The 23,953-nt window shown below is 45.4% G+C and carries 19 protein-coding genes and 1 pseudogene; 13 read left to right on the top strand and 7 right to left on the bottom strand.

Annotation, left to right across the window (positions count from 1 at the left end):
• Window positions 1–36: 36 nt before the first annotated feature.
• Window positions 37–186 (top strand): annotated as a pseudogene (locus DKW60_RS24670) (hypothetical protein); the annotation flags it as partial.
• A 77-nt stretch (window positions 187–263) separates the two neighbouring features.
• Here the strand turns inward: DKW60_RS24670 and DKW60_RS11340 are convergent.
• Window positions 264–782: a hypothetical protein gene (locus DKW60_RS11340; protein WP_109837770.1), complete on the bottom strand. Its 519-nt coding sequence runs from the start codon at window positions 780–782 to the stop codon at window positions 264–266.
• 41 nt (window positions 783–823) lie between these two features.
• Window positions 824–2,587: an aspartate--tRNA ligase gene (gene aspS, locus DKW60_RS11335; RefSeq protein WP_181389668.1), complete on the bottom strand. Its 1,764-nt coding sequence runs from the start codon at window positions 2,585–2,587 to the stop codon at window positions 824–826.
• A 200-nt stretch (window positions 2,588–2,787) separates the two neighbouring features.
• Here aspS and DKW60_RS11330 point away from each other — a divergent pair, with 200 nt between their 5' ends.
• The 3 genes from DKW60_RS11330 (at window position 2,788) to DKW60_RS11320 (ending at window position 4,856) form a co-directional block, all read left to right on the top strand.
• Window positions 2,788–3,570, top strand: coding sequence for a ParA family protein (locus tag DKW60_RS11330; RefSeq protein ID WP_109837768.1), 783 nt, complete (start codon window positions 2,788–2,790; stop codon window positions 3,568–3,570).
• Window positions 3,570–4,451: a ParB/RepB/Spo0J family partition protein gene (locus DKW60_RS11325; protein WP_245929689.1), complete on the top strand. Its 882-nt coding sequence runs from the start codon at window positions 3,570–3,572 to the stop codon at window positions 4,449–4,451. The genes DKW60_RS11330 and DKW60_RS11325 overlap by 1 nt, the downstream gene beginning before the upstream one ends.
• A gap of 195 nt (window positions 4,452–4,646) precedes the next feature.
• Window positions 4,647–4,856 carry a cold-shock protein gene (locus DKW60_RS11320; protein ID WP_026744501.1) on the top strand — a complete coding sequence of 70 codons (210 nt, stop codon included), beginning with the start codon at window positions 4,647–4,649 and terminating at the stop codon, window positions 4,854–4,856.
• Between the two features lie 83 nt (window positions 4,857–4,939).
• Here the strand turns inward: DKW60_RS11320 and DKW60_RS11315 are convergent, their stop codons facing one another.
• The gene (locus DKW60_RS11315; protein WP_109837767.1) at window positions 4,940–5,824 is read right to left on the bottom strand and encodes an inositol monophosphatase family protein; all 885 of its coding nucleotides are present in this window, start codon (window positions 5,822–5,824) and stop codon (window positions 4,940–4,942) included.
• A gap of 50 nt (window positions 5,825–5,874) precedes the next feature.
• Between DKW60_RS11315 and trmJ the strand changes: the two genes are divergently transcribed.
• From trmJ to rfbB, 3 genes are all read left to right on the top strand, one after another.
• Complete coding sequence (trmJ, locus tag DKW60_RS11310; protein ID WP_109837766.1) at window positions 5,875–6,648, top strand: tRNA (cytosine(32)/uridine(32)-2'-O)-methyltransferase TrmJ; 774 nt, start codon at window positions 5,875–5,877, stop codon at window positions 6,646–6,648.
• A gap of 101 nt (window positions 6,649–6,749) precedes the next feature.
• Window positions 6,750–7,631 (top strand): dTDP-4-dehydrorhamnose reductase, encoded by an 882-nt coding sequence (rfbD, locus tag DKW60_RS11305; protein WP_109837765.1) that lies wholly within the window; start codon window positions 6,750–6,752, stop codon window positions 7,629–7,631.
• A 3-nt stretch (window positions 7,632–7,634) separates the two neighbouring features.
• The gene (gene rfbB / locus DKW60_RS11300) at window positions 7,635–8,705 is read left to right on the top strand and encodes a dTDP-glucose 4,6-dehydratase (protein WP_109837764.1); all 1,071 of its coding nucleotides are present in this window, start codon (window positions 7,635–7,637) and stop codon (window positions 8,703–8,705) included.
• A 133-nt stretch (window positions 8,706–8,838) separates the two neighbouring features.
• On the opposite strand, the gene DKW60_RS11295 is transcribed toward rfbB, so the two are convergent.
• On the bottom strand, window positions 8,839–9,996 hold the full coding sequence (locus DKW60_RS11295) for a mechanosensitive ion channel (RefSeq protein WP_109837763.1): 1,158 nt from the start codon (window positions 9,994–9,996) through the stop codon (window positions 8,839–8,841).
• Window positions 9,997–10,028: 32 nt separating this feature from the next.
• Complete coding sequence (locus DKW60_RS11290; RefSeq protein ID WP_181389667.1) at window positions 10,029–11,072, bottom strand: OmpA family protein; 1,044 nt, start codon at window positions 11,070–11,072, stop codon at window positions 10,029–10,031.
• Window positions 11,073–11,479: 407 nt separating this feature from the next.
• On the opposite strand from DKW60_RS11290, the gene DKW60_RS11285 reads away from it, so the two are divergent.
• Window positions 11,480–12,550: a bifunctional nicotinamide-nucleotide adenylyltransferase/Nudix hydroxylase gene (locus tag DKW60_RS11285; RefSeq protein ID WP_109837761.1), complete on the top strand. Its 1,071-nt coding sequence runs from the start codon at window positions 11,480–11,482 to the stop codon at window positions 12,548–12,550.
• 101 nt (window positions 12,551–12,651) lie between these two features.
• Entirely contained in the window at window positions 12,652–14,040 is a 1,389-nt protein-coding gene (locus DKW60_RS11280) for a nicotinate phosphoribosyltransferase (RefSeq protein ID WP_109837760.1), read from the top strand.
• A 127-nt stretch (window positions 14,041–14,167) separates the two neighbouring features.
• Here DKW60_RS11280 and DKW60_RS11275 read toward each other — a convergent pair whose 3' ends face one another.
• Together DKW60_RS11275 and DKW60_RS11270 are read right to left on the bottom strand one after the other, a co-directional pair.
• Window positions 14,168–16,213 carry a beta-propeller domain-containing protein gene (locus DKW60_RS11275; RefSeq protein WP_109837759.1) on the bottom strand — a complete coding sequence of 682 codons (2,046 nt, stop codon included), beginning with the start codon at window positions 16,211–16,213 and terminating at the stop codon, window positions 14,168–14,170.
• A 147-nt stretch (window positions 16,214–16,360) separates the two neighbouring features.
• Window positions 16,361–16,924 (bottom strand): Uma2 family endonuclease, encoded by a 564-nt coding sequence (locus tag DKW60_RS11270; RefSeq protein ID WP_109837758.1) that lies wholly within the window; start codon window positions 16,922–16,924, stop codon window positions 16,361–16,363.
• Window positions 16,925–17,111: 187 nt separating this feature from the next.
• On the opposite strand from DKW60_RS11270, the gene DKW60_RS11265 reads away from it, so the two are divergent.
• Genes DKW60_RS11265 through DKW60_RS11250 form a run of 4 tightly spaced genes read left to right on the top strand, consistent with a single transcriptional unit; the run spans window position 17,112 to window position 23,819 of the window.
• On the top strand, window positions 17,112–18,605 hold the full coding sequence (locus tag DKW60_RS11265; RefSeq protein WP_181389666.1) for a toll/interleukin-1 receptor domain-containing protein: 1,494 nt from the start codon (window positions 17,112–17,114) through the stop codon (window positions 18,603–18,605).
• Window positions 18,602–19,669 carry an AAA family ATPase gene (locus tag DKW60_RS11260; protein WP_109837756.1) on the top strand — a complete coding sequence of 356 codons (1,068 nt, stop codon included), beginning with the start codon at window positions 18,602–18,604 and terminating at the stop codon, window positions 19,667–19,669. The genes DKW60_RS11265 and DKW60_RS11260 overlap by 4 nt, the downstream gene beginning before the upstream one ends.
• On the top strand, window positions 19,662–22,958 hold the full coding sequence (locus DKW60_RS11255) for an SUMF1/EgtB/PvdO family nonheme iron enzyme (RefSeq protein WP_109837755.1): 3,297 nt from the start codon (window positions 19,662–19,664) through the stop codon (window positions 22,956–22,958). Before DKW60_RS11260 ends, DKW60_RS11255 begins: the two co-directional genes overlap by 8 nt.
• 33 nt (window positions 22,959–22,991) lie before the next feature.
• Window positions 22,992–23,819 (top strand): formylglycine-generating enzyme family protein, encoded by an 828-nt coding sequence (locus DKW60_RS11250; RefSeq protein ID WP_109837754.1) that lies wholly within the window; start codon window positions 22,992–22,994, stop codon window positions 23,817–23,819.
• Window positions 23,820–23,953: the final 134 nt, after the last annotated feature.

The following is a 23,953-nucleotide window of genomic DNA, read 5'->3' as shown; positions in this document are numbered from 1 at the left end:
TTTAACTGAGTATTTTAGGATAATGAATTAAATTCATCTTATGCGCTGGCAGCTCATGAAATTATGTTGATAAAAGCAGGGTCGCAGCATATTAGATCAGAGGCGGAGTTATCCGATTTTGTATTGGATACTGAGCATGCTTTCTCGCGTGAGCATACACAATGGGTAGCGCGTAAGTCTGATTGATCAGCAGTTGGGTTATTGTTGATAACGGATTAGGTTTAGCTAGTTTCTCGGCGGGTTTTGTTAGCTTCAGAGCGATGTCAAAGCGCAATATTTAATTTCAAATCGACTTTATCAGTCGTGATCAAGTTCTCAAACGCGGCTAATAACTCTTTGAGCTTCGCGTCATCATACTCAATTCGAAATGTGTTCTTTAGAATTGCATTGTTTCTAATGGTGAGTATTGCAAGTTGTGAGGATGGAGTTACTTTCAAACTGAATTGATTTTTAGTGCCTAGATTGAGTGTGAAGGGACCGCCTTGCTTAAGTATGGCAATAGCACCATTAACATCTGAGATTGTTAGGGGAAATGTCTCTGTGTTGTCGACGGCATGTTTTCGCACATAATCAAAACCTGCAACAAACAAGCCTGCTTCTTTTACACCTTCATCATTACTCAAGACAACAGTACTGATCTTAGCGCCTTGCCGAGGGCTGCCGAAATTGACGGTGTTAATTTTCTCAAGCACAAATGACTTGTTGTGCCTCTTAGACGCAAACACCAAAAAGCCAATGTAAACTAAAACAAAGCACATCAGGGCAATTGCTAAAGTCGACATTGGCTTCTCCTAATTTCTTAGTGGTAAACCTGAGTGATCATTTACTCAGGCAATTTAACCTGCACGCTTAGTTCACGTAGTTGCGCACGAGACACTTGAGCCGGTGCATCTGTTAATGGGCACGCTGCGGTCTGAGTTTTAGGGAATGCAATCACGTCACGAATGTTTTCTGTACCCGTAATCAACATGACCAAACGATCCAGACCAAATGCCAAACCACCCAGTGGAGGGCAACCGAACTTCAGTGCATCTAACAAGAAGCCAAACTTACTTTGTGCTTCTTCATCTGAAATACCCAGTACTTCAAAGGTTGTTGACTGCATTTTAGGGTCGTTAATACGAATCGAACCACCACCTACTTCATAACCGTTGATCACCATATCATACGCATCAGACAATGCTTCAGCTGGGTTAGCCAGTAATTCTTCAGCAGTACACGTTGGCGCAGTGAACGGGTGATGCAGCGCCTGATAACGCTCATTTTTATCATCCCACTCAAACATTGGGAACTTAACAATCCATAACGGTGCCCAGTCACCAACTAACAGACCACGGTCTTTTGCTAATTCCTCACGTAATGCGCCTAAGGCATCATTAACGATTTTCGCTTTATCAGCACCAAAGAATACTAAGTCGCCATCTTCTGCTCCGACGCGCTCCATAATGCTCATCGCAACATCATCAGGCAGGAATTTCAGAATAGGAGACTGCAAGCCTGCTACGCCATCTGCGATTGCATTGACTTTAATGTAGGCCAAACCGCGTGCACCATAACGGCTTACAAACTTGGTGTAAGCATCGATATCTTTACGGCTTAACTCGCCACCCTTCGGTAGACGAAGTGCTGCGACACGCGATTTAGGGTCATTGGCTGGTGCAGAAAAGACCTTAAATTCAACGTCTTTCATTAAGTCTGCAACGTCAACTAATTCCAGCGGGTTACGCATGTCCGGCTTATCAGAACCAAAACGACGCATCGCTTCGGCATAATCCATTTGTGGTAGTTTCTCAGGGAAGTCAACGTCCAGCACTTCTTTGAACATCTTACGGATCATGTTTTCCATCATATCCATGACATCATCGGTTTCAACGAATGACATCTCAACATCCACCTGAGTAAATTCAGGCTGACGGTCAGCACGTAAGTCTTCATCACGGAAACAACGCACGATCTGGTAATAGCGGTCCATGCCACCCATCATAAGCAATTGCTTAAACAACTGTGGCGACTGAGGTAGTGCAAAGAAGTTACCCGGATGAGTACGGCTAGGTACTAAGTAATCACGCGCGCCTTCTGGCGTAGCTTTGGTCAGCATCGGTGTTTCGATTTCCAGGAAGTTATTATCTTCTAGGTAATGACGCATGATGGAAGTCATTTTGGCACGGGTGCGCATGCGCTGCTGCATTTCGGGGCGACGCAGGTCGACATAGCGGTGCTTAAGGCGTACGTCTTCACCCACATTATCATCCAACTGGAATGGAGGTGTTTCAGAGGCACTAAGTACTTCAAAATCGGTGGTGATAACTTCGATTTTACCGCTGCGTAACTTTTCGTTAACGGTACCCTCTAAGCGAGGCTTAACCACCCCGGTTACTTTCAGGATGTGTTCATTACGGGTACGCTCGGCTTTTTCGAAGTTTTCAGCATGGTCAGGGTTGACCACAACCTGAACCAAACCTTCGCCATCGCGTAGGTCGATAAAGATCACACCGCCATGATCCCGGCGACTATTGACCCAACCGCAGACGGTTACTGTTTGTTCTAATAATGTTTCGTCAACGTGTCCGCAATGATGGCTGCGCATAATAAATATCCAAATTTAAGGCTAAACTAAAGAGCGAGAATGTTAAGCGTTGTGACGCATTGACGCAAGTGTCATGGTGGTGTAGAAAGCCGTTCGCACGGAAATTGTTGCCTTGCGTTTTTAATGAGCTTGCCGAATCGCTGTGTTATTATGGACAATCGCGCGAAGTCGGTCGAATATCAGGGAAAGCGGAATAATTAATGAGTAGAGTGATTGCAGTTGCAAATCAGAAAGGTGGTGTGGGTAAAACCACGACCAGTGTCAATCTCGCGGCATCATTACATGCTGTAAAACGCAGTGTTTTATTGATTGATATGGACCCTCAGGGTAACGCGACTACCGGCCTTGGTTTGGATAAACATAACCCGCCGACACCACTAAGTGATGTATTAGTAGGCGACGCGAATATTCAGAATACTTTACAGGCGATTCCTGACACCCGCATGAGTGCGATCTCTGGCGGGCCAGATCTGACTATTGCAGAAGTGCAGTTGATGGGGTTAGAGGAGCGCGAATATCGCTTGGAGTCTGCGTTGAGAAGTGTCCGTAATGATTTTGATTACGTCATTATCGATTGCCCACCGTCATTAAATATGCTGACGGTGAATGCCTTGGTTGCAGCAGATGCAGTTTTGATCCCTATGCAGTGTGAATACTACGCAATGGAAGGTTTATCTGCGTTGATTAGGACCATTGAAACGATTCGTACCGCGGCTAATCCTGATCTGCATATTTGTGGTCTGCTCAGAACCATGTACGACCCGCGAAGTAATCTGGCACGTGATGTCTCACGCGAGCTATTAGAAGTATTCAAAGATAAAGTCTACAACACGGCGATTCCAAGAAATGTACGTTTGGCAGAAGCACCAAGTCATGGTCTGCCTGCATTAATGTATGACCAAAAGTCACGTGGCGCGCTGGCTTATCTGGCATTAGCTGCTGAGATTTTACGAAAAGATTCCGCTAGTAAGGCGGCTGCTTGATGGAAAACAAGAATATGGTTAGAAAGACAGGCTTGGGTGATCGTGGCTTGAATATGTTGTTGAGCTCTGGTGCCAGCGATAAAAAAGCAGATCAGGATGGTGAACTTAAAACATTACCTGTAGAGAAAATTTGTCGGGGTGAGTATCAGCCGCGTACCAATATGGATCCTGCCAGTTTGCAGGAGCTAGCCGAGTCGATTAAAGCGCAAGGATTGATTCAGCCGGTGATTGTCCGTCGTTTGGATGATGGTCGTTATGAGCTGATCGCGGGTGAGCGTCGCTGGCGTGCTGCTCAGATTGCTGGTATGCATGAAATAGCAGCCTTAGTTCGCAAAATTCCTGATCAGACGGCAGCTGCCATGTCGCTGATTGAGAATATTCAGCGTGAAGACTTAAATCCTCTGGAAGAAGCACAAGCGATGAATCGTTTGATACTGGAGTTTGGGTTGACTCACCAGCAAACCGCTGAGTCTGTAGGGCGTTCACGTTCTGCGATTACCAATACGTTGCGTTTACTTGAGCTGGAAAAAGACACCAAAGATTTATTGGATTCACGCGAATTAAACATGGGGCATGCTCGTGCTTTGCTCATGTTAAAGGAGAAAGTACAGACCGAGACTGCACTAAAAGTGGCACGACGCCATATGTCGGTCAGAGACACTGAAAGGCTGGTTAAGCAGATTTTAGAAGTCCAGGCTGGTAAAGAAAAAGTTAAAAATACACCCAAAAAAGCGATAGAAGTGCAAAAACTGGAGCAATCTTTATCGGATAAATTAGGCGCTGGTGTAGCGATTCAATACAACAGCCGGGGTAAAGGTAAGCTGGTGATTGAATATAATAACCTCGATGAGTTAGATGGTATTTTGCAACATATTCAATAAGCTAGCGTCACTCTGGTTCAGATTGGTGCAGTTGTTTTTGCTTGAGTGTGGCAAAATTATGACAAAGAACCAAGGTGGTGCATGAGCTATGAATAAGAAAAAACCTCAATAAATCAGTTGCTTTATGCCAGTATATGCGGTTCAATTCAGACTCTAGTCAGCCGCAGACGCGGCATTTTTTTCAAGAGAAGTAATATGTCAAATCAAGTACAAGGCACTGTTAAGTGGTTCAACGATGAAAAAGGTTTCGGTTTCATCGAGCAAGAAGGCGGCAAAGATGTATTCGTACATTTTTCTGCAATTAACGGTGATGGCCGTAAGACGCTTCATGACGGCCAGCGTGTCACAATGGAAGTAACTCAGGGACAGAAAGGTCCTCAAGCAGAAAACGTTACTCCACTGTAATTAGAATTCTGTGATCAAAAAGGGGGAGCTTTTCAGCTCCCCCTTTTTGTATCTGCGATTTACGACAATAAACTTCGATGAAGTTATTCCTCAGATTTTTTGGTCTTTGGTAGGGTGAGTTTAGGTTTCACTTCTTTTGAAGCAGGCTCTGAACTATCGTCACCTTCCACGGCAGCCAGCCGACCTCCCGCGCGTAAACGTTGCAACATTTCTTTGAAGACTTTCGGGCTACCTGCAACCAGGTTACCTGTCTGCATATGTGTATTGCCACCTTGCATGTCACTAACTAATCCGCCCGCTTCCTGTATCAACAGGATGCCTGCTGCCATATCCCATGATTTAAGATCGAATTCCCAGAAGCCATCAAAGCGACCTGCTGCGACATAAGCAAGGTCCAGAGCAGCTGATCCCTGACGACGTAAACCAGCGGTACCCGGAATCAACGCCTTCATGGTATCTAAATAAGTATCCAGATTATCAATATGGCTGTCACGGAAGGGGATACCCGTGCCCAGTAGCGCGCCCGTCATCGAGCGGCGGGATGTCACGCGGATGCGACGATTGTTCAATCGCGCACCATCACCACGGCTGGCGGTAAATAATTCATCCAGAGTTGGATCATAGATGACGCCATGTTCAAGACGCCCTTTGTAAGTCATTGCAATTGAAACAGCAAAGTGAGGAATACCATACAAAAAGTTAGTTGTTCCATCTAAAGGGTCTACAATCCACTGAAAATCAGAATCCGGATTGATAGCGCTGCCTTCTTCACCGATAATGCCATGATCCGGGTAGGCACGTTTTAGTGCAGAGACGATTTCAGCTTCTGCCGCACGGTCGACATCAGAAACAAAATCATTTCTTTCTTTCTTATCGTAGGCAACTTCGTCAAGACGCTGAGTTTGTAAGTGAATGAGTTTTCCTGCTTTTAAAGCAGCCGCAGTAGCGGTATTGAGCATAGGGTGCATGGTATATGACTTTTGTAAACAACAATGATTGGCGCGCAGGATAGCAGATAATGAGCTTAAGCAATATCCGAATTGTATTAATTCAAACATCACACCCCGGAAATATCGGTGCAGCGGCGCGAGCCATGAAGACGATGGGGCTGAGTGAGCTGTGTTTGGTGAATCCGCTGAAGTATCCAGACCCACAGGCGGAGGCAATGGCAGCGGGAGCAGAAGATGTATTGCAGGCCGCTAGCATCGTCTCGTCACTATCTGAGGCTATTGCGGATTGTCAGCATATCATAGGCACTAGTGCACGTTCTCAACGAACCTTGCGCTGGAGTTTGTTGGAACCGAGAGAGTGTGGTCAGTATGCCGCTAAGCATTCTCCGAATGATAAGGTTGCGATTGTATTTGGTCGTGAGCGAACCGGCCTGACTAATGAAGAGTTAGCGTTATGTCATCAGTTGGTGCATATCCCCAGTAATCCTGACTATAGCTCGTTAAATGTGGCAGCCGCTGTTCAGATCTTAAGTTATGAATGTAGGGTTGCTGAGTTAGATCGCCAGAAAGCTGATGGTAAGGAGACTCCTCAGGTTCATCTGGGCGATGAGTCTTTAGATGAGGAGATTGTTAGTGCGGAAGCAATGGATGGCTTTTATCAGCAGCTTGAGAACCTAATGATTGAAACGGGCTTTTTAGACCCTGAAAACCCGCGATACCTGATGCGCCGGATGCGACGTTTATATGGACGTATTCAGGTGACCAAGAGTGAGTTGAATATATTGCGAGGCTCTTTGTCGGCATTTGAGGGGCGTAAGTTCCGACGAAGAGATAAAGACTAGTTATTATCTGGCTATGGTTGATTAGAGCTAAGCATTCAGTATTATGCGATCAATTTTAAAAATCCGTATTAAGCGCCATATTTGGCTAGGTTGTATGCAACATGAGTGAAAAAAAGAAGGTATTAATTACTGGTGCTTCCGGCCAGTTAGGCTATGAGCTCCAACGTACTGCTCCTGACTCGGTCGAAGTGATTGCCGCTAGTCGAAGTGACTTAGATATTAGTGACGCATCCGCAGTCAATGACTTTGTCACGGAGCATAAGCCGGTTGCTATTATCAATGCTGCCGCTTATACCGCAGTTGATAAAGCAGAAGATGAGCGTGAGCAAGCAACGGCAATCAATGAAACAGGTGCTAGGAACCTTGCACAGGTAGCCGCTGATAATAATGTTAAGTTACTACAGGTCTCGACTGACTTTGTATTTTCAGGAGATGCTCATTCACCAATTCCGGTAACTACCGATTGCCAACCACAAGGCTTTTATGGCGAATCCAAGCTGCAGGGTGAGCGCGCAATACAAGAAATATTAGGTGATCAAGCCTTTATTATTCGTACCGCTTGGCTGTATTCGGCACATGGTAATAATTTTGTGAAAACCATGCTGAGGCTGATGGGGGATCGTGATGAGTTAGGAGTCATCGCTGATCAGATTGGCACACCAACCTGGGCACATGGCTTAGCTGAAGCTTTATGGCAAGCGTTGGACGTCAATGCGACTGGCATCCATCATTGGACAGATGCTGGCGCAGCGAGTTGGTATGACTTCGCGCAGGCAATTATGGAAGAGGGTGAGGCGCTAGGTTTACTAGATAAGCAAATTAATCTGAAACCATTAACCACTGCAGACTACCCAACACCTGCAAGCAGACCAGCTTATAGCGTGCTGGACAAGACAACAACATGGCAAGCACTTGGTTTGAACGGTGAGCATTGGCGCGTTGCCCTACGTAAAATGATGACAGAATTAACCCAGAGAGATTAATCTATGAGTAAGCTTTTAGTAACAGGTGGTGCTGGTTTTATCGGTGCTAACTTTGTGTATTACTGGTTAGAAAACTATCCGGCAGATAAAGTGGTCGTGCTGGATGCACTCACTTATGCGGGTAATGAAGCCAGTCTTGATCACCTGAAAGATAACGAGCAGTTTGTGTTTGTGAAAGGTGATATCGGCGATCAGGCACTGGTTGAGTCACTGATGGTTGAGCATGAGCTGGATACCATCGTAAACTTTGCGGCAGAGAGTCACGTTGACCGCTCGATCTCTGGCCCGGATGTGTTTATCGAGACCAATATCGTTGGTACACACAACTTGCTAAAAGCAGCGCGTAATGTGTGGATTGTGAATCCTGAGACGGCGAATCCTAATCACCGTTTCCACCATGTATCTACAGACGAAGTCTACGGTACGCTAGGCGATAATGACGCTGCCTTTACGGAAGAGCATAGCTATGCACCGAACTCGCCTTATTCGGCCAGTAAAGCCGCTTCTGACCACATTGTGCGAGCTTACCACCATACGTTTGGTATGAATGTTACGACTAGTAACTGTTCTAACAACTACGGCCCTTACCAGTTCCCTGAGAAGCTGATTCCTTTATGCCTGAGCAATATTCTGGCGAGCAAGGCACTACCGATTTATGGAACTGGTAAAAATATCCGTGACTGGTTGTATGTTGAAGATCATGCACGTGGTATTGATTTGATCCTCAAGCAAGACAAGTTGGGCGAGGTTTACAATATCGGCGGACACAATGAGTGGACTAATATCGATATCGTAAAACTGCTGTGTGAAGTGATGGATAAGCGTTTTGCTGAGCGTCCTGAGCTAAGCGAGAAATACCCTGATGCCGCTCCTGCGAATGGTAAAGCGTCGATCGATCTGATTACCTATGTTGAAGACCGTGCCGGACATGACTGGCGTTATGCGATTGATGCGGGTAAGAGTCAGCGCGAGTTAGGCTATACACCGGCTGAGACATTTGAGACCGGAATCGTGAAGACGATTGATTGGTATCTTGATCATCCGGAGTGGTGGATGCCTTTGCTTAAAGCTTAATAAAGTTTATAAGGGAGGAGCTTTGCTTTTCCCAAATACAAAAACGGGCGCTGATGATAGCGCCCGTTTTTGTGTCTGAAGATCTGATTCCATGATTCTTTGCATTATCGATGGAATCGACCTATAACTATGCTTACTTTTTGAAAAGCTTCTTAGCCCAGTTATTAGCAACAAACTTCGCTGCTTCCTGACCACCCAAGCCAAAAGCAATCGCTGCCGCTATTGCCACTGCACCCAGCGTAAAGCCGAAGGCCATATTGACAATATTGTCCGCCAGTCCCATTGCCTTAAGACCCATTGCTATCACCAGTCCAAGAATGGCGAAACGTGCAATACTGGCAATGCCATCACTGGTTGTTTCAGATAGCTTGTTGTAAGCGATACTGCTGAGCGTATATCCCACGATTAAGATCACACTACCAATTAAGATGCCACCTCCAAACTCAAGTACTTTGGCGAAGATAGAAGAGATAACGTCAATGCCTAATGTGTTCACAGCAGCCGTTGTCGCGGTCAGCATAGAGAAGAACATGATTGCGCCACCCACTAACTTGGACGGTGTAAATGTCGGAGTAAACAGGCTTTGTATCCCTAGCTTTTCTGGTAATTCATCGACGCCCATGCCATCCAGAATGCCACCCAGCATCTGTACAACGAATTTAGCAACGAAATAAGCCACCACTAATATGATGCCCGCACCAATGATATTTGGAATAGCAGCCATGAGTTTGTTAATCATTTCCGAAGCAGGGCGGGAGATAGCAGGAATATTCAAAACACCTAATGCCGCAACAATGATCGGTAATAAGATCGCTGCAAAGATAAATGAGCTACCCAGCTTTGCGACTTTCAGCTCTGAATTACCCGTCTTAGCCAGAAGATTCTGGTCGACTTTGTTTAGAGCTGCACCGGTTAATTCAGCGACAATTTTAGCGATGATCCAACCTGCATAAGCAATCACGCCAGCGCCGATAATGTTTGGAATGACTCCCAGGAATTTATTAACCATTTCCTTGAGCGGATCAAGCACACCTGTCAATCCGAAGTGTTGAAGTACTGCAATCAGTACAAAGATGGTCATGATTGCTTTTGCCAGAGAGGCAATTGGCGCAGCCAGATTGTGTTGCTCTAGGAAGCCGACCTTACCCAAAAGGCGTTTGAAAAATGACGCCAGAAATTTAACGATCAATAAGCCGACGACTAAAATAAGCAGCCCGATTAAAGCTTTCCCTAATGATCCGCTTGCTGCTGGCCCTAATGTATCGGTAATCGGTGAGAGTATATTATCCATTCTATCTTTCTCCGGATTTTAAATGAGTTTGTTTAGTTGAGTAAAATCAGTTCGATTCTACGGTTTGAATTGCGTCCTTCGGGTGTGTTGTTGGGTGCGATAGGCTCCAATGAACCCACTCCTTCAACCTTAATTCGGCGTGCATCAATGCCAAGCTCTACTAATGCATTTTTCATGTAATTACTGCGGGTTAGTGATAACAAGGTATTAGACTTAGTATCGCCAGTGTCATCGCTGTGACCTTTGATTAGGATGTTCACATCCTTGTGTGTGTTGATGAGTGCAGTCGTTGCCAGGATCTGATCTTGCGACTGTTGGTTCGGCTCGGCGGCTCCGGATTCGAAGTAAATGCCATCAAAAATAATCGGTGTATCGACCACTTTTTCGTTCAGTGCCTGCTTCAACAAACCTTCAAAGCCCTTATCAGCGATATCCACTTTGCGGCCATCAGGTAATAGATAGACTTTGCCATCAGGAGAGTTTGCCTGAGATGAGTCGGTTTGCTGAGCATCAGCGCCATTGTTTGGTGCCGGCACTGCTACAGTCTGTTGAGTCTGCTCAATTTTCTCGATTGAGGCGTCTGCTTGGGCAGCCAAAGTGGTGTTTGTATCCAGAAGTTTTTGTTTATCGGCTTCCAGCTTTGCGACATCACTTTCAAGCTTACTCTTCTTTGCTTCTAGTGAGGCCAATTCTTCTTCTGCCTGAAGCTTTGCGGCGGTTTCTGGTGCTTCAGTGGTGGGTATATTTTGTGCGGCAGCATCTGCGATTGATGATTGTGATTCATCGCTATGATCTGACACAGCTTGGACTTGTTGCTTGTCAGAGCTGGCGTTGCCCATGTCACCGGAATCAGGCCTGTTAGTAGCAACAGCTAAACCAGCTGCTCCAGTAAATAATGAGGGAGCAGAGCTTATCGACGGAGTGTTTTGACCACTAAATGCCAAAGAGGCAGAGTCTGGCTCATACTGGCTTCCATGGTTTATGTAGTAATACAGGCCGCCGAAAAACAGCACTACAGCACCTGTGATCAGGTACTCCAATGGGGAGTTTTCATTGTCTTCTATTGTATCGATCATGAATATCATCCATGTTGAGTATTTATAATACAAATCAGCAAATAAACGCGCGAAAAACGTTCTTTGAGTATGGAGGTTTTGTGCGATTGACTAATATTCAGTGTTTTGGGCGGGAGTAGGTTCATTTCTTGTTCAGATAAGGCAAATAGCTAACAAAAGTACTTAAGCTATTAGTGCAGGTGTTTGTTTATGATGTAAAAATTTTGTGCGTAATACACCTTAATAATACAGTTTGCAGTGCTTTGGGACTCATTTTAGATGCTTATAAGAAACGACTGGTGACAGTGCATCACAGGTTGGATTGTTGCGATGAGCGGTATAGACACAGACTGATTAACCATGGTTTACTAAAAGCCCATCCGGATAGACCGGTTGAACACAATTTATCAGTAAGGAGCTTGCTGACCATGAAAAAACAGACCTTAGGGCTGCGTACATCACGTGCAACCTCGTCATATCAATATGACTACCTTGTCTTTATCGGCAGATTTCAACCATTCCACCTTGGCCATCATAAAGTCGTGACTACCGCATTAACAAAAGCGGAACGAGTCATTGTACTGATTGGTTCCAGCGCACAACCACGTTGTATTCGTAACCCCTGGACGTACTCAGAGCGAGAGCAGTTTATCCTGTCCAGTTTTCCTGAAGAGGTACGGAATCGCTTGATCATTGCACCACTACTGGATGATGTGTACAACGAACAAAACTGGCTGAGTCGGGTGCAAAAAACGGTTCACGGCATCACATGCCAATACCACCCAAAAGTAGGGCAGAAGTTATCGATAGGTTTGTGTGGGCACTCTAAGGACCACAGTTCTTACTATTTGTCGTTATTTCCGCAGTGGACGTCGGTAAATGTCGATGCTTATGAATCGCTGTCTGCCACACCGCTACGCGAAGCTTATTTCTTAAGTGGTGAGATAAGCGACCAGTATCCTGAATCTGTTCGTGAGCAACTCACAACCTTTAAAGAATCTGATGCTTATCAGGCAATTGCGGCAGAATGGCGTTTTATCCAGAAGTATAAACAAGGCTGGGAAGCAGCGCCTTATGAGCCTGTATTTGTCACCGTGGATGCTTTGGTGGTGCAATCTGGTCATGTGTTATTGGTGGAACGCAAAGCGAATCCGGGTAAGGGTCTGTATGCCTTACCGGGTGGTTTTATTAACCCACAGGAAAAGTTGCAGGATGCCGTGATTAGGGAGCTACGGGAAGAAACCCGAATCAAAGTACCTGCGCCTGTATTGGCTGGTTCAATCGTCAAAGAGCAGGTATTTGACGATCCTCACCGCTCGGCAAGAGGGCGCACCATTACGCATGTCTTTTTAATTGAGTTAAAGCCCGATGCTAAGGGATTACCAGTGGTGAAAGGTAGTGATGACGCCAAACATGCCTTTTGGGTGCCGCTCGGTGAAGTTGATCCGGAGCGCATGTTTGAAGATCACTTTCACATCATCAATGCAATGATCGATTAGCGCTAACAACAAGCACGATTATATCTAAACCTGTTACAGGCACTCACAGAATACTGGATAGACCAGTATTCATCATTAAAACGAACTAGAGGGATTCTCAAATGTTCAGCAATATCTTATTAAATACAGACAGCTACAAAGCCAGTCACTACTTACAATACCCTGCTAACACCAGCGTAGTGTCATCGTACATCGAAGCGCGAGGGGGAGTTTTTGATTCCGCAGTCTTTTTTGGTTTACAAGCCTTTCTCAAACAGTACTTGTCAAAGCCTATCACCACGGATGATGTTGATGAGGCGGAGTTGGTACTGACCGTTCACGGTGTGCCATTCTATCGGCAAGGATGGGAATCCATTATTAATAAACACGGTGGCTATCTACCGGTTGAAATACAAGCTGTTGCTGAGGGTAGCGTGCTACCAACAGGTAATGCGTTGGTGCAAATTAAAAACACAGACTCAGAAGCTTACTGGCTGACGTCTTATTTAGAGACTGCTTTATTGCGTGCCATTTGGTATCCAGCGACTGTCGCAACGCTGTCATGGTATACCAAGAAAATCATCGCTCGTTATTTAGATGAGACTAGTGATGATCCTTCAGCTAAATTACCGTTTGCACTCCACGACTTTGGTGCACGAGGAGTGTCATCACAAGAGTCAGCAGCCTTGGGTGGTATGGCTCACTTAGTGAGTTTTCAGGGAACGGATACCTTATCAGCTTTAGTCGCAGCGAGACGTTACTACGCTGCAGAAATGGCTGGCTTCTCGATTCCTGCTACTGAGCACTCCACAATGACAGCATGGGGCAAAGATAATGAAGCTGATGCTTATGCAAATATTCTGAAACAGTTTGGTCGTGATGGTGCAATGTTTGCTGTTGTCTCTGACTCTTACGATATATACAACGCAGTCAGCAATATTTGGGGTAAACAATTACGTCAGCAAGTCGAAGACAGTGGTGCGACATTAGTGGTACGTCCTGATTCTGGTCAACCTGAAGTAGTTGTACTTGAAGTATTGGAGCGCTTGTATGCCGAGTTTGGTGGTACGGTAAACCGCAAGGGTTACAAAGTATTAGCTGACTGCGTGCGAGTGATTCAGGGTGATGGCGTGAATCTTGAATCCATCGAAGTCATTCTCAGAAATATCAAAGATGCAGGGTTTTCAGCAGATAACATTGCTTTTGGTATGGGTGGTGGGTTATTGCAAAAAGTCGACCGTGATACGCTGGGCTTTGCCATGAAAGCCTCTGCGGTTAGAGTAGACGAGCAATGGCGTGATGTGTTTAAACAACCTGTCACAGATAAGGCTAAACACTCCAAAAAAGGACGCCTGGCGCTTATCAGTACGCCACAAGGAATCACCACTATTCGTGAGGATGCCTTGGTTGACGACATTAATTTGCTAAGGCCGGTTTTTGTAAACGGACGACTGTTGATTGATGATGATTTCAGCACGGTGCGTGCAAGAAGTGAAAGACGCATCTTCTGAGTACTAAGCGAATGACCTGCCTGAGGTGTTGGTGTATACCACCTCAGGCTGAGCCGTTTGTGTAGACTATCCCGGCCGCCGCAATCGTAAGTTTATTAATCGCATCGTTAGCCACAGAGGCAGGGATTCACTGCTCAGAAACAATATCCGCGGTGGTTTTAATTTCATCCTTATGAAGATAATAAACCTCATCACCAATCATGACAGAGCGGTCTGATCCGGCGTATGTGGAGTAGTTAGTCCCTGAGTCATTACTCTCAGCAACAATGCTGGGTAATACAGAAATATCACCGGTGGACGTATCAATATTCAAGCGGTAAAGCTCGTCACGCGTCCAGCTGTAGTAATACCAAGGATCACTTTCATCATAATCATAGTAGTCATAGGTCTGAACCGTGTCATGCAAACTAATCGGCAAAGCCATCTTTAGCGTGGTTCCCGTTTGCAGTGTGGTCAATGCATGATGGCTTTGTGATACCGCAGTTTCAGTACTGCGTTTACCGATTATAATTGTTTCCTTTTCAAAAGGAGCCTGAGGATTACTGATATCAATTAAGGATAGTTTTACACCTTGATACCATGCACCACGGCCATCGCCAGTGTCGGATTGCGTATCTGCAATCGCATCTTTACCGATGCCTAACAGGTAATTCTCACCGACCGGATGTAAGTAATCAGAATAGCCATCGATCTCAAGCTCACTGGCAATGAATGGATCCGCAGGGTCGGATAAGTCGATAATATACAGCGGGTCGGTCATGCGGAACGTAACGAGATAGCCTTTCTCACCAATAAAACGAGTGGCGTAGATTTGCTCTCCGACTTTGCCCAGCGGGTCAGGGCGGTTTTCATTGGGCAGCTCGCCAATAATCTCCAGATCATCGCCGCTGGCATTTTCTGCCACGGTATACAAATGAGCGGGTGAGTCGATACTGCTTTCCTGAGCGCCGGTATAGGTGATGACACGCAAGATATCGTTGTATTCACTCATACGAAATGGTTTCAGGTCTTGCTGCCAGCCTAAATGTCCGGGAAGACTAGCCGAGCCTTTGTACGCTGCATCGCTGCCATCAAGTGCAAATTTATGAATCTCGGTGGTTGGCGCGCCGCTGTAGACTGAAATGCCATTGCTCGTACTGTACTGATAGCCCGTAGTAGCCAGATATAACGCGCTGGTGGACACATAAAGCGTTTCTGCATCCCCCACAAAACACTTCGCTTCCGGCTCGGGGGAGGCGGCATCTAAGTTAATCGCAACCACACTGATAATACTGCTTTGCTGATGACTCACATTGTTATAATCGGTTAAGAAACAATCGCCGCTGTCAAACAGGGTTTGTTTATCGCCCCCGTTGATTTGGTAGCTTGGCAACAAATCACTGAGCGTGGCTTCGTCGATAATGGAACGATTGGCGCTAACTTCCTCTTCTGAATAAGGGTATGCAATCACACCGTCTGGCATAGGCGTGTGGCGCGTTGCCAAGTACAAATAACTACCAATCCGGCGACTACTGATAAGCTGGCCATCAATACTTAGCTTGGCTTGCTGAGTGGGTGCTTCCGGATTGCTGATATCCAGATTAAAAACTTCCGTAGTGCGGTTTTGCCAGTAATAAGGGGTAAACCACATATCGTCAAATGCATAAGCATTTTGACCATCACCTGAAATCGTCAGCAGCTGATTTTCAGACTCACGTAAATAGAGACCGCTAAGCGGTGCATTGTTAAGCGTTGATAATGCTTGTGTCGCAACCAGCGGGGCAGCGCCTGTTTCTGCTTTATAAATGCTGATGCTCGGCTCTTCGAGTGCGCTGACATAGAGGTAGGTGCCATCTGTTTTAAGGCGATCCGCTTCATCAACACCAGACTCCTGAGTGTTGGTTGTTGATGAGTCAGGAGATGAAGGGTCCGTTGCACCTGCAGTATCTGTAGCGGTATCTGCAGCAGTTTCACCACTCTCATATTCAGAGTAATAATGGTTGAGTGAGCCATAGCTGTTGAGTAAGGAAGCTTTTATTTGAGACTCTAGATCAGCATCTGAGGCCGCTAATTTAAGTTTTAGCGAACCACCACCAAAATTATTTCCTCCATTGCTGGTGGATTCTGAACTGCCGCAAGCCACTAACAGTATGGAGATTGTCAGGGAGATAGATAGCGATATTACAGTTTTCATAGTATTACTCTTTATACACTTTAGCTTGAATATAGCTTAATTGTTGGGTGATATGAAGAGTTTAGGTGCTAGCCGTTGCAACGAGCAAGTTTGTTGATTTTGAGAGAATGAGCGTTTTAGAGTTTATTGAGATATCGCTGTGCTAGCTCAATCGAACTTCACATTATCGTAAAAAGTCGCAACGGTGACCTGTAGCTTAACAGACGAGAGGTTTAGCTCATCCTCCAGAGAATCGTACTCACGCAGCAACCACTCATGTTTCCCCTGACGTTGGTAATGAGCGATATGAACAAATTCTGATTCAATCAATAAGTAGTCCTGCAAACAAGGAATCGAGCGGTAATGAGTGAACTTATCACCTTGGTCATAGTTGCGAGTGCTGGGTGATAGCACTTCCACAATCAATACCGGGTTGAGCAATGTGTGTGAGTTGTCAGTAAGCTCAGGATCACCGCAGTAAATTGAAGCATCCGGATAGGTGTTTAAACCACTTGGCGTGGTGACGCGCATATCACTATTCATAGTTTGGCAGGGTGAGCCAGCAAGACGAGCCTGTAACTGATGCGTTGCATTTGTTCCGATAAGGGCGTGGTTAAAGCTACCACCAGACATTGCAAAGATTTCACCATTATAGAATTGGTGCTTCTCTGGCGAGGCATCATCAAAAGCAAGGTATTCTTCTCTTGTGTAGTGGTCTTTTAACGCTTTCATCTTGTTTCCTTGGGCCAAGTCTTAAGAGTCATATTAGGGGCTGCCGTGGTGTTTGTCGATAAGAGTGCAATGTTACGGAATATTCGCTTCTTAATGATGTTGAGACACCACCGTTAATATTTTCCTTTGATCGGTGATTTAATTTAGAATCAAGCCACTAATCCTACAAATCAGTAAAGGACTTGCTGTGGCTGAAGCTGTGAAGGTGTTTGTTTCTTATTCTTGGGGTGTCGATGATAAGACTAAGCTAGTTGCCCAACTTGATCCGCTTTGTAAAGCGCGTGGCATAGAGTTAATTTACGATAAGCAAGAACTCAAGTACAAAGATCGTATAAGCAGCTTCATGGATAAAATCGCTGAAGCGGAGCACGTCATTACGATATTCAGCAAGCCTTATTTCGAGTCAGAGTACTGCATGTACGAGCTGATGAAAATTCAGGAACGAGGGAGTTTTGATCAGCGAATCCATCCCATCCGAGCGGATACTTTTGAATTCAACAAATCTAAAGCTCGGCGTGAGGTGATTAGGCATTGGAACGAATTTGTTGCTTCTGAAGAAGAGGATATTGAAGAGTTAGGTGCAGGCGTCGCACCAGATCAACATGAAAAGTTAAATCTCTACCAACAGATAGAATTAAAAGTCAGCGGTATCATGGCCAACCTCGGCGACATGGTGATAACTCCGCTGGAACAACTACAGGCAGATCACTTCGCTCAATTGCTCGATAATATCGCCTTACCAAAATCAGAACATCCGCACATTCCCGAATCTTCAGATTCTGAATTTCTCGAAACCATCAAAGAAAATATAGTCTTCGAGCTGGAATCACATGGCGTTGAGATTTTCCGTGACGCTATTCGGGATGAGCTGGAAAAGCTCTTACAAAAACTGAAGTTAGATAAGTTAGTAGGTGACTCCAGTAACGCTATCGCAACGAGCCTAATCACAACATTGAAGCAAGGCGATAGCAGTGTTCCGGTAATAACTACGGTGTTGATGAATGCAGCCCAAAACTGTTTTGATAAGCGAGGAAGACACTTCAAAGCGGCTCGTGAACATCATAGTAATATCCAAAGTGCTGTAGAACAGCTTCTTGGCTGGTTGGTACTCGCATCGGTGGATGATGATTATATCCAACGTTTAACACCCTCCAGAGATCATGCAACCGCTGTTTACTTTGAGTTACCTGTTTCCACACTGGGAGGCGTGGAAATAATTGTATCTCGAAGCTACCAGAGGCAAGCTAATATCAATGCTCAGGGATCAATCCTGAGTGGCAAACATATTACTCATAATAAACGTGTGAGAACGTGGAAAGTTTCCGAAAAAACCAATCAATTAATGTTGGAAGTCTGGAATCAGGTCTTTAAGGATTTGAAAAAAGATAGCGGCAGTAGACTTAGTCGAACAGAAATTTCAAAGCTGAATGCTGAATTAGAAATTCGTCGCTCAGACAACTGGCATCAAGAACACCATATCTTAGCAATTGAGTGTTCTGATTTAGAAAACGATAAAGACTACAGCGATACCTGTGAGCAGCTTCTAAATGAGCTGGATCAGCTCACCTTAGTCCGGTTTGGTATCGCAGACCAGCAGCAGGTATTCTACTCTCCGGAACACAACCTAATGTCGGCGGTAAACCGATTCCTCACTTCGATCAACAGGACAATTAACGCATGAATATCCCCAATGTCGATGAGTTTGTGCAACTCACCCACCGCCTAAAAGCCACTGGCACCTGGCGTGAAAGTGTCCATGTGTTCGATGGGCGCAGTGCTCAAGCCATTCGTGCAGCACTAGCCTCAGGGCGCCCATTGCTGGTCAGAGGCGAACCCGGTACAGGAAAAAGCCAGCTAGCCCGTGCAGCCGCTAAAGTGCTAAACCGACGGTTTATGTCTCAGGTCGTGGATGCCCATACCGAGATTCAAGATCTATGGTATCGCTTCGATGCAGTGAGTCGCTTGGGGAATGCGCAGGTGCTCAGTGTGACCGGCAAAGAAAAAGACGTTGAGAAAGAATTAGAACCAGAACGCTATCTCAGTCCCGGAATCTTATGGTGGGCGTTCGCATGGGAAGATGCCGCGAAACGCAAATGCAATCATCCATTGTTTCAAGCAGATGAAACTACGGATGCACAAAAAGGCGTGGTATTACTGCTGGATGAAATTGATAAAGCAGATGCTGACTTGCCGAATAGCTTGCTTGAAACACTGGATAACGGGAAATTTACAGTGCCGTGGATCAATCAAACCATCGGGGTCAACGATACCGACGAAATCCCCAGACCACTGGTGATTATAACCACCAATGAAGACCGCCAACTGCCGGGGGCATTTGTCCGACGTTGTTTGGTATTGGATTTAAGCCTGCCGAAAAAAGAGCCTGCATTAATCAAACACTTGATTGAAAGAGCGACTTTTCACTTCCCCAAAACAGTGAATACAGACAAAGACACGCTAGCCATTGAACGGGATGAGGCGGGTCAGTTAGTTGATCAATCCAGATTTGATACCGACGTATTGATTGAAGCAGCCAGTCAGCTATATCAGGATCGGGTAGAGGCTGAAGGTTTAGGCGTGACTCCGCCGGGACAAGCAGAATATCTCGACATGCTGCGGGTATTAGATGAGCTTGCGCCAGAAGGTAAAGAGCGCCAGCTAGCACTACTCAGTATGATCAAAGACTTCGCGCTAAAAAAATACCCCGGCATGCAGCAAAGCACAGAACCGGATATTGATGAGTAGCTTTCGACACCACAGCAAACGTATTAACCGAGCGGACTTATTACAGAATTTGATTCTGTTTGATGAGGAAGCTTTGCGGGCGCTTGCTGAGCTATCGTGCTATCAGGCACCCGAACGAAAAATAGAACTCGTACTGCCGGACATTGAGCCTGAAGCTGTCCCCGTACAGCCTCCACCGCCTGAAGAACCAGACATTGAACCTGATGAGGCCACCCACGAACCCATTCACTACTATCGTGTCGTGAAGCGCGTCGCCAGTGATGTCTTACCAGAGCCTGAAAATGAAGAATACGAGCTACCGGAATGGTATCCAAAAATACCCGCGCTGGATCTTGATAGTGTAGAAGCTGCCGATGTCGAGCCACCGACAAAAGAACCATTGGTGCGCTGGGCTAAACTGTGGCCTGTGTTACAACGCTTGCTCAGTGAAATAAAACATACCCGACAAGTCGATACCGCTCGTTTAATAAAGCAGATATCGCAGGCCGAAATCCCCAATAGAATTCCTCAAAAATCCAGAGCGCAATGGGCTGCCAGTGTTCAAGTCATTGTTGAGCGGCCTAGTCGTACCGAGCTATTTAATGATGATTACAACCAACTACTTGATCAGCTGAAGCAACTACGCGGAACCACTGGGTTGAAAGTGTTGGAGCTGATTGACCTGCCCAAAAAAGTAATCAGAATTCGTAAGGGTGAGCGGTATCAAACCAAACAATGGCGAATGCCAGAGCCTGAAACTAAAGTGTTTATTCTTAGTGATTTAGGTTTGTTAGACAGCACAGGAAAAGCGCTTGAGCACTGGCTAATATTTGGAAAGCAATTAGCGAGATTGGGACATAAACCAATGGCGCTCGTGCCACTAGCTTCCCGTTACTTAACTGCCGAAGTGATTGCTACTTTTGACTGTGTGCAATGGACGCGAAATAGCCCTCTGAATATTACCCAATGGGCCACCGTCACTCAAAAGGCGCAGCGGCGACAGGCAGAGGAAGATCTACTGGCATGGCTGTCTCCGGCAGTCACCATTGAGCCTGCTTTATTAAGAGCAGTACGTCACCGCTTGCCTGCACTTAAACAGGATGTGGGTACTGAGGCGGCTTGTTGGTTAAGTGATGATGTTGTGCCATCCAGTGTGGACTTTTACTTTAAAGCGAAGAGTGTAGAAAAGCATAGGGAACGTTTTAAACAGCTAGCCACTGAACAACCGCAACTCGCTAACACCATAGTAAAGCTGCTGCGGGACTATCATCGCCATGTATTTCCAACGCAACTGCATGAGGAAATGCTGATACTGGCAAACTTGATGGGGGAACACTTAGACCCTTGCTATCAAGAAGAAGTGGAAGCAGCCACGTTGCATTGGCAGCAACTACTCAAAGCCTTAAAAGAAAAGGCTGAAGGTGGCGAAGGCTTGGAGGCATTTACCGAAGATACATTGGCGCGACAGCACAGCGGTATATGGCGAGATAAGCGAAGTGCGCATCTCCCTGCGATGTTAGGGGTGTTGATGTCTAGCGATAGACAATCCGCACATACATTGCCGGATTATCTGGTGAATTCGCCAGAATCGATGCAGTTGTTTATGCAGTTTTATAATCAGAAATCCTCTCAAACAAATACTTATCTGCTGTGCCAAAAAGGTAGCGATACCTTGAGTTTGTTACCAAAAGATAGCGCGCTGAAGAATGGATCTGACTTTAGCCAAGGCGTACCACTAGCAGAGTTTAATGTCAGGTCGTCATATGCATTGAATCAGCAGCATCTTGAAGAGGGAGGTGTAGAGAATAAGCTGGTTTCATTGGATGAACTGAAGCCTAGTCAATGCTTTTATCTGGCGGGTGAAGAGGTGCATATTGAGCGACTGACTAAGCCTGATTGGGCAATGGGTGTTGGTTATGATGCTAAGGGGCTGTATGCTGAAACTCAAAACCAAGACGGTGATATTTATCGTTGGTATTGGAACCCCCCGATTCATCATAGCAATACAGAAGAATTTTCTTCTGAGGATCAAATCAAGTATCAAAATCAATATTCTGGCTTTTGGTATCAGAGTTTGTTAGTGCATCCCAGAATGCCTCAGCTACCCCAGTGGGCGGATGTTTGTATTCGTGATGAAGTAGGTTTAAAAGCTCAAGTGACTTTAAACGGCATCGAACAGTGGTTTCGCTGGATAGAGCCGACTACTTTTAGAATGGGATCGCCTGAAACCGAAAATGGACGCTATGAAAGAGAAACTCAGCACTTAGTTACCTTAACACAAGGTTACTGGTTGGCGGACACCGCGTGTACTCAAGCGCTTTGGCAAGCTGTGATGGGTGATAATCCGAGTTACTTCAAAGCTGAGAATAAACCTGTTGAGCAAGTCAGTTGGGATGACGTTCAAGACTTTCTTTCATGTACATATGAGCAATACCCATTATTAAATCTAAGACTTCCAAGTGAGGCCGAATGGGAGAATGCTTGCCGAGCAGGTAGCACAAGTGCATTTAATTTTAATCAAGACTTATCACTTAAAGACGTGAATTATCGAGGTAATTGGGATGACTATGAGGGCTGGGGAGAAGGAGCCTTAAGAGCAACTTCAGGTGTTAAAGATTATCCCCCGAACGCTTGGGGTTTATACGAAATGCATGGAAATGTAATGGAATGGTGTGAAGATTGGTTTGAGTCATTTAATAATAAGCCTGTTATCGATCCAGAGGGACCTGTGGTGGGTGATAACCGTGTATTGCGTGGAGGCTCTTGGGTTCGTAGGGGAAGGCTTTGTCGTTCTGCTTTTCGTAACCGTGGAGCTCCAACAGATAGTGACTTCAATTTCGGTTTTCGCCTTGCCCGTAGTGACGATAATTCGCCTATCAGGGGGTATGCAAGAGTTGGTGATAAATTTGAGGTTTTTATCAGTTACGCAAAACATGTTGGAAAAAGCAGTGTAGTAGCAAAAACATTATATCGTTATCTAAGAAAGAGGAATATATCGGTTTTCTTTGATGAGAAAAGTATTGGAGCAAGGGATGACTGGTTAGGGGAGACGAAAAGTGCTCTTAGCGAGTCAAAGATTGTATTAGTTATTGTTTCTGACTCTGTTTTTACACCTCTAAGTGAAAAGGAAATCAATGAAGTGAAAAGTAAAGGTAAAATTATTATCCCAGTGTGGGTCGGTGTACTTGCCCAGCCATTTCCCTTGCAAGATATTACGGGAGTCAATCTATCTGGAGGGGAGGATACTCTCCATGAGTTGACTAGACTATATGAGGGGATAAGTGAGCATCTCGGTAATTATTCGAAGTAAATCACATGTAATCTGAGAGTTTTTGTATTCACTATGTTTAATAATCGCATTCATAAAATATATCCTAAAATTTTTCCTCAACCATGGGCTAGTGGCTGGGGAGAAGATGAATTTGGTCTATGGATGAGCTTCACCTACAAAGGCGTACAGCAGGCCTTCCGCTGGTGTGAACCGGGAGTATTTTTAATGGGCTCACCAGATAATGAGCCGGAGAGGGTTAGTAGCGAAACTCAGCATGAGGTAGAGCTCGGAGAAGGCTTTTGGATAGCGGATACGACTGTTACACAAGCTTTATGGGAGGTTGTAATGGAGGGGAACCCTAGCAGTTTTAATGGTAAGAATAATCCAGTGGACTCCGTCAGCTGGGAAGATGCTCAGATGTTTATCAACAAAATTAACACTCTAGAACCTGAGTTAAAACTGTGCCTCCCAAGTGAGGTGCAGTGGGAATATGCTTGTAGAGCAGAGACAACAACTTCGTTTTATTTTGGGGATCAGATTGATTTTAGTGAGGTCAACTTTGATGCTAGAGGGGTTCATGTGATCGGTAATGATCGTAAGTACAGAAGAAAAACAGTTGCGGTAAAACTTTTGCCTCCAAATAATTGGGGGCTTTATGCAATGCATGGAAACGTTTGGGAATGGTGTCAGGATTGGTATGTAGAATACCCTAATTCATCTAACATGGAGCTTAAATCTAACGGTTCATTAACATCAGGCATAGATAAAGGGCGTGTATTGCGTGGTGGCTCTTGGCTTGATGGTACAAAAGGTTGCCGATCTGCCTGTCGTTACTATGGCTTTCCATCATTTCGTAACAATAGCCTTGGCTTTCGTTTGTCTCTCAATCATCACTCATAGAGTGCTTTATGTTAACTTGGATTCTGGATGGGCCTGTCATTTTTAAATGATGATCTTTAGAGTGTACATGCTCGAGTATTGGTCAATGAATGTGAGCCTCCAAAAAACTAGGCTCACATTAGGCGAGAAAATCA

This window comes from Leucothrix pacifica (assembly GCF_003172875.1).
GTDB classification, from domain to species: domain Bacteria; phylum Pseudomonadota; class Gammaproteobacteria; order Thiotrichales; family Thiotrichaceae; genus Leucothrix; species Leucothrix pacifica.
This window is presented reverse-complemented; position numbering and strand designations above follow the sequence as displayed.

Excerpts from the sequence above, each read along its gene's own strand:
- rfbD (WP_109837765.1), top strand. The coding sequence starts at position 6,750 with ATGAGTGAAAAAAAGAAGGTATTAATTACTGGTGCTTCCGGCCAGTTA.
- DKW60_RS11340 (WP_109837770.1), bottom strand. The coding sequence starts at position 782 with ATGTCGACTTTAGCAATTGCCCTGATGTGCTTTGTTTTAGTTTACATT.
- DKW60_RS11330 (WP_109837768.1), top strand. The coding sequence starts at position 2,788 with ATGAGTAGAGTGATTGCAGTTGCAAATCAGAAAGGTGGTGTGGGTAAA.
- DKW60_RS11270 (WP_109837758.1), bottom strand. The coding sequence starts at position 16,924 with ATGAAAGCGTTAAAAGACCACTACACAAGAGAAGAATACCTTGCTTTT.
- DKW60_RS11255 (WP_109837755.1), top strand. The coding sequence starts at position 19,662 with ATGAGTAGCTTTCGACACCACAGCAAACGTATTAACCGAGCGGACTTA.
- DKW60_RS11295 (WP_109837763.1), bottom strand. The coding sequence starts at position 9,996 with ATGGATAATATACTCTCACCGATTACCGATACATTAGGGCCAGCAGCA.
- aspS (WP_181389668.1), bottom strand. The coding sequence starts at position 2,587 with ATGCGCAGCCATCATTGCGGACACGTTGACGAAACATTATTAGAACAA.
- trmJ (WP_109837766.1), top strand. The coding sequence starts at position 5,875 with ATGAGCTTAAGCAATATCCGAATTGTATTAATTCAAACATCACACCCC.
- DKW60_RS11325 (WP_245929689.1), top strand. The coding sequence starts at position 3,570 with ATGGAAAACAAGAATATGGTTAGAAAGACAGGCTTGGGTGATCGTGGC.
- DKW60_RS11320 (WP_026744501.1), top strand. The coding sequence starts at position 4,647 with ATGTCAAATCAAGTACAAGGCACTGTTAAGTGGTTCAACGATGAAAAA.
- DKW60_RS11290 (WP_181389667.1), bottom strand. The coding sequence starts at position 11,072 with ATGATCGATACAATAGAAGACAATGAAAACTCCCCATTGGAGTACCTG.
- rfbB (WP_109837764.1), top strand. The coding sequence starts at position 7,635 with ATGAGTAAGCTTTTAGTAACAGGTGGTGCTGGTTTTATCGGTGCTAAC.
- DKW60_RS11275 (WP_109837759.1), bottom strand. The coding sequence starts at position 16,213 with ATGAAAACTGTAATATCGCTATCTATCTCCCTGACAATCTCCATACTG.
- DKW60_RS11285 (WP_109837761.1), top strand. The coding sequence starts at position 11,480 with ATGAAAAAACAGACCTTAGGGCTGCGTACATCACGTGCAACCTCGTCA.
- DKW60_RS11250 (WP_109837754.1), top strand. The coding sequence starts at position 22,992 with ATGTTTAATAATCGCATTCATAAAATATATCCTAAAATTTTTCCTCAA.
- DKW60_RS11280 (WP_109837760.1), top strand. The coding sequence starts at position 12,652 with ATGTTCAGCAATATCTTATTAAATACAGACAGCTACAAAGCCAGTCAC.
- DKW60_RS11315 (WP_109837767.1), bottom strand. The coding sequence starts at position 5,824 with ATGCACCCTATGCTCAATACCGCTACTGCGGCTGCTTTAAAAGCAGGA.
- DKW60_RS11260 (WP_109837756.1), top strand. The coding sequence starts at position 18,602 with ATGAATATCCCCAATGTCGATGAGTTTGTGCAACTCACCCACCGCCTA.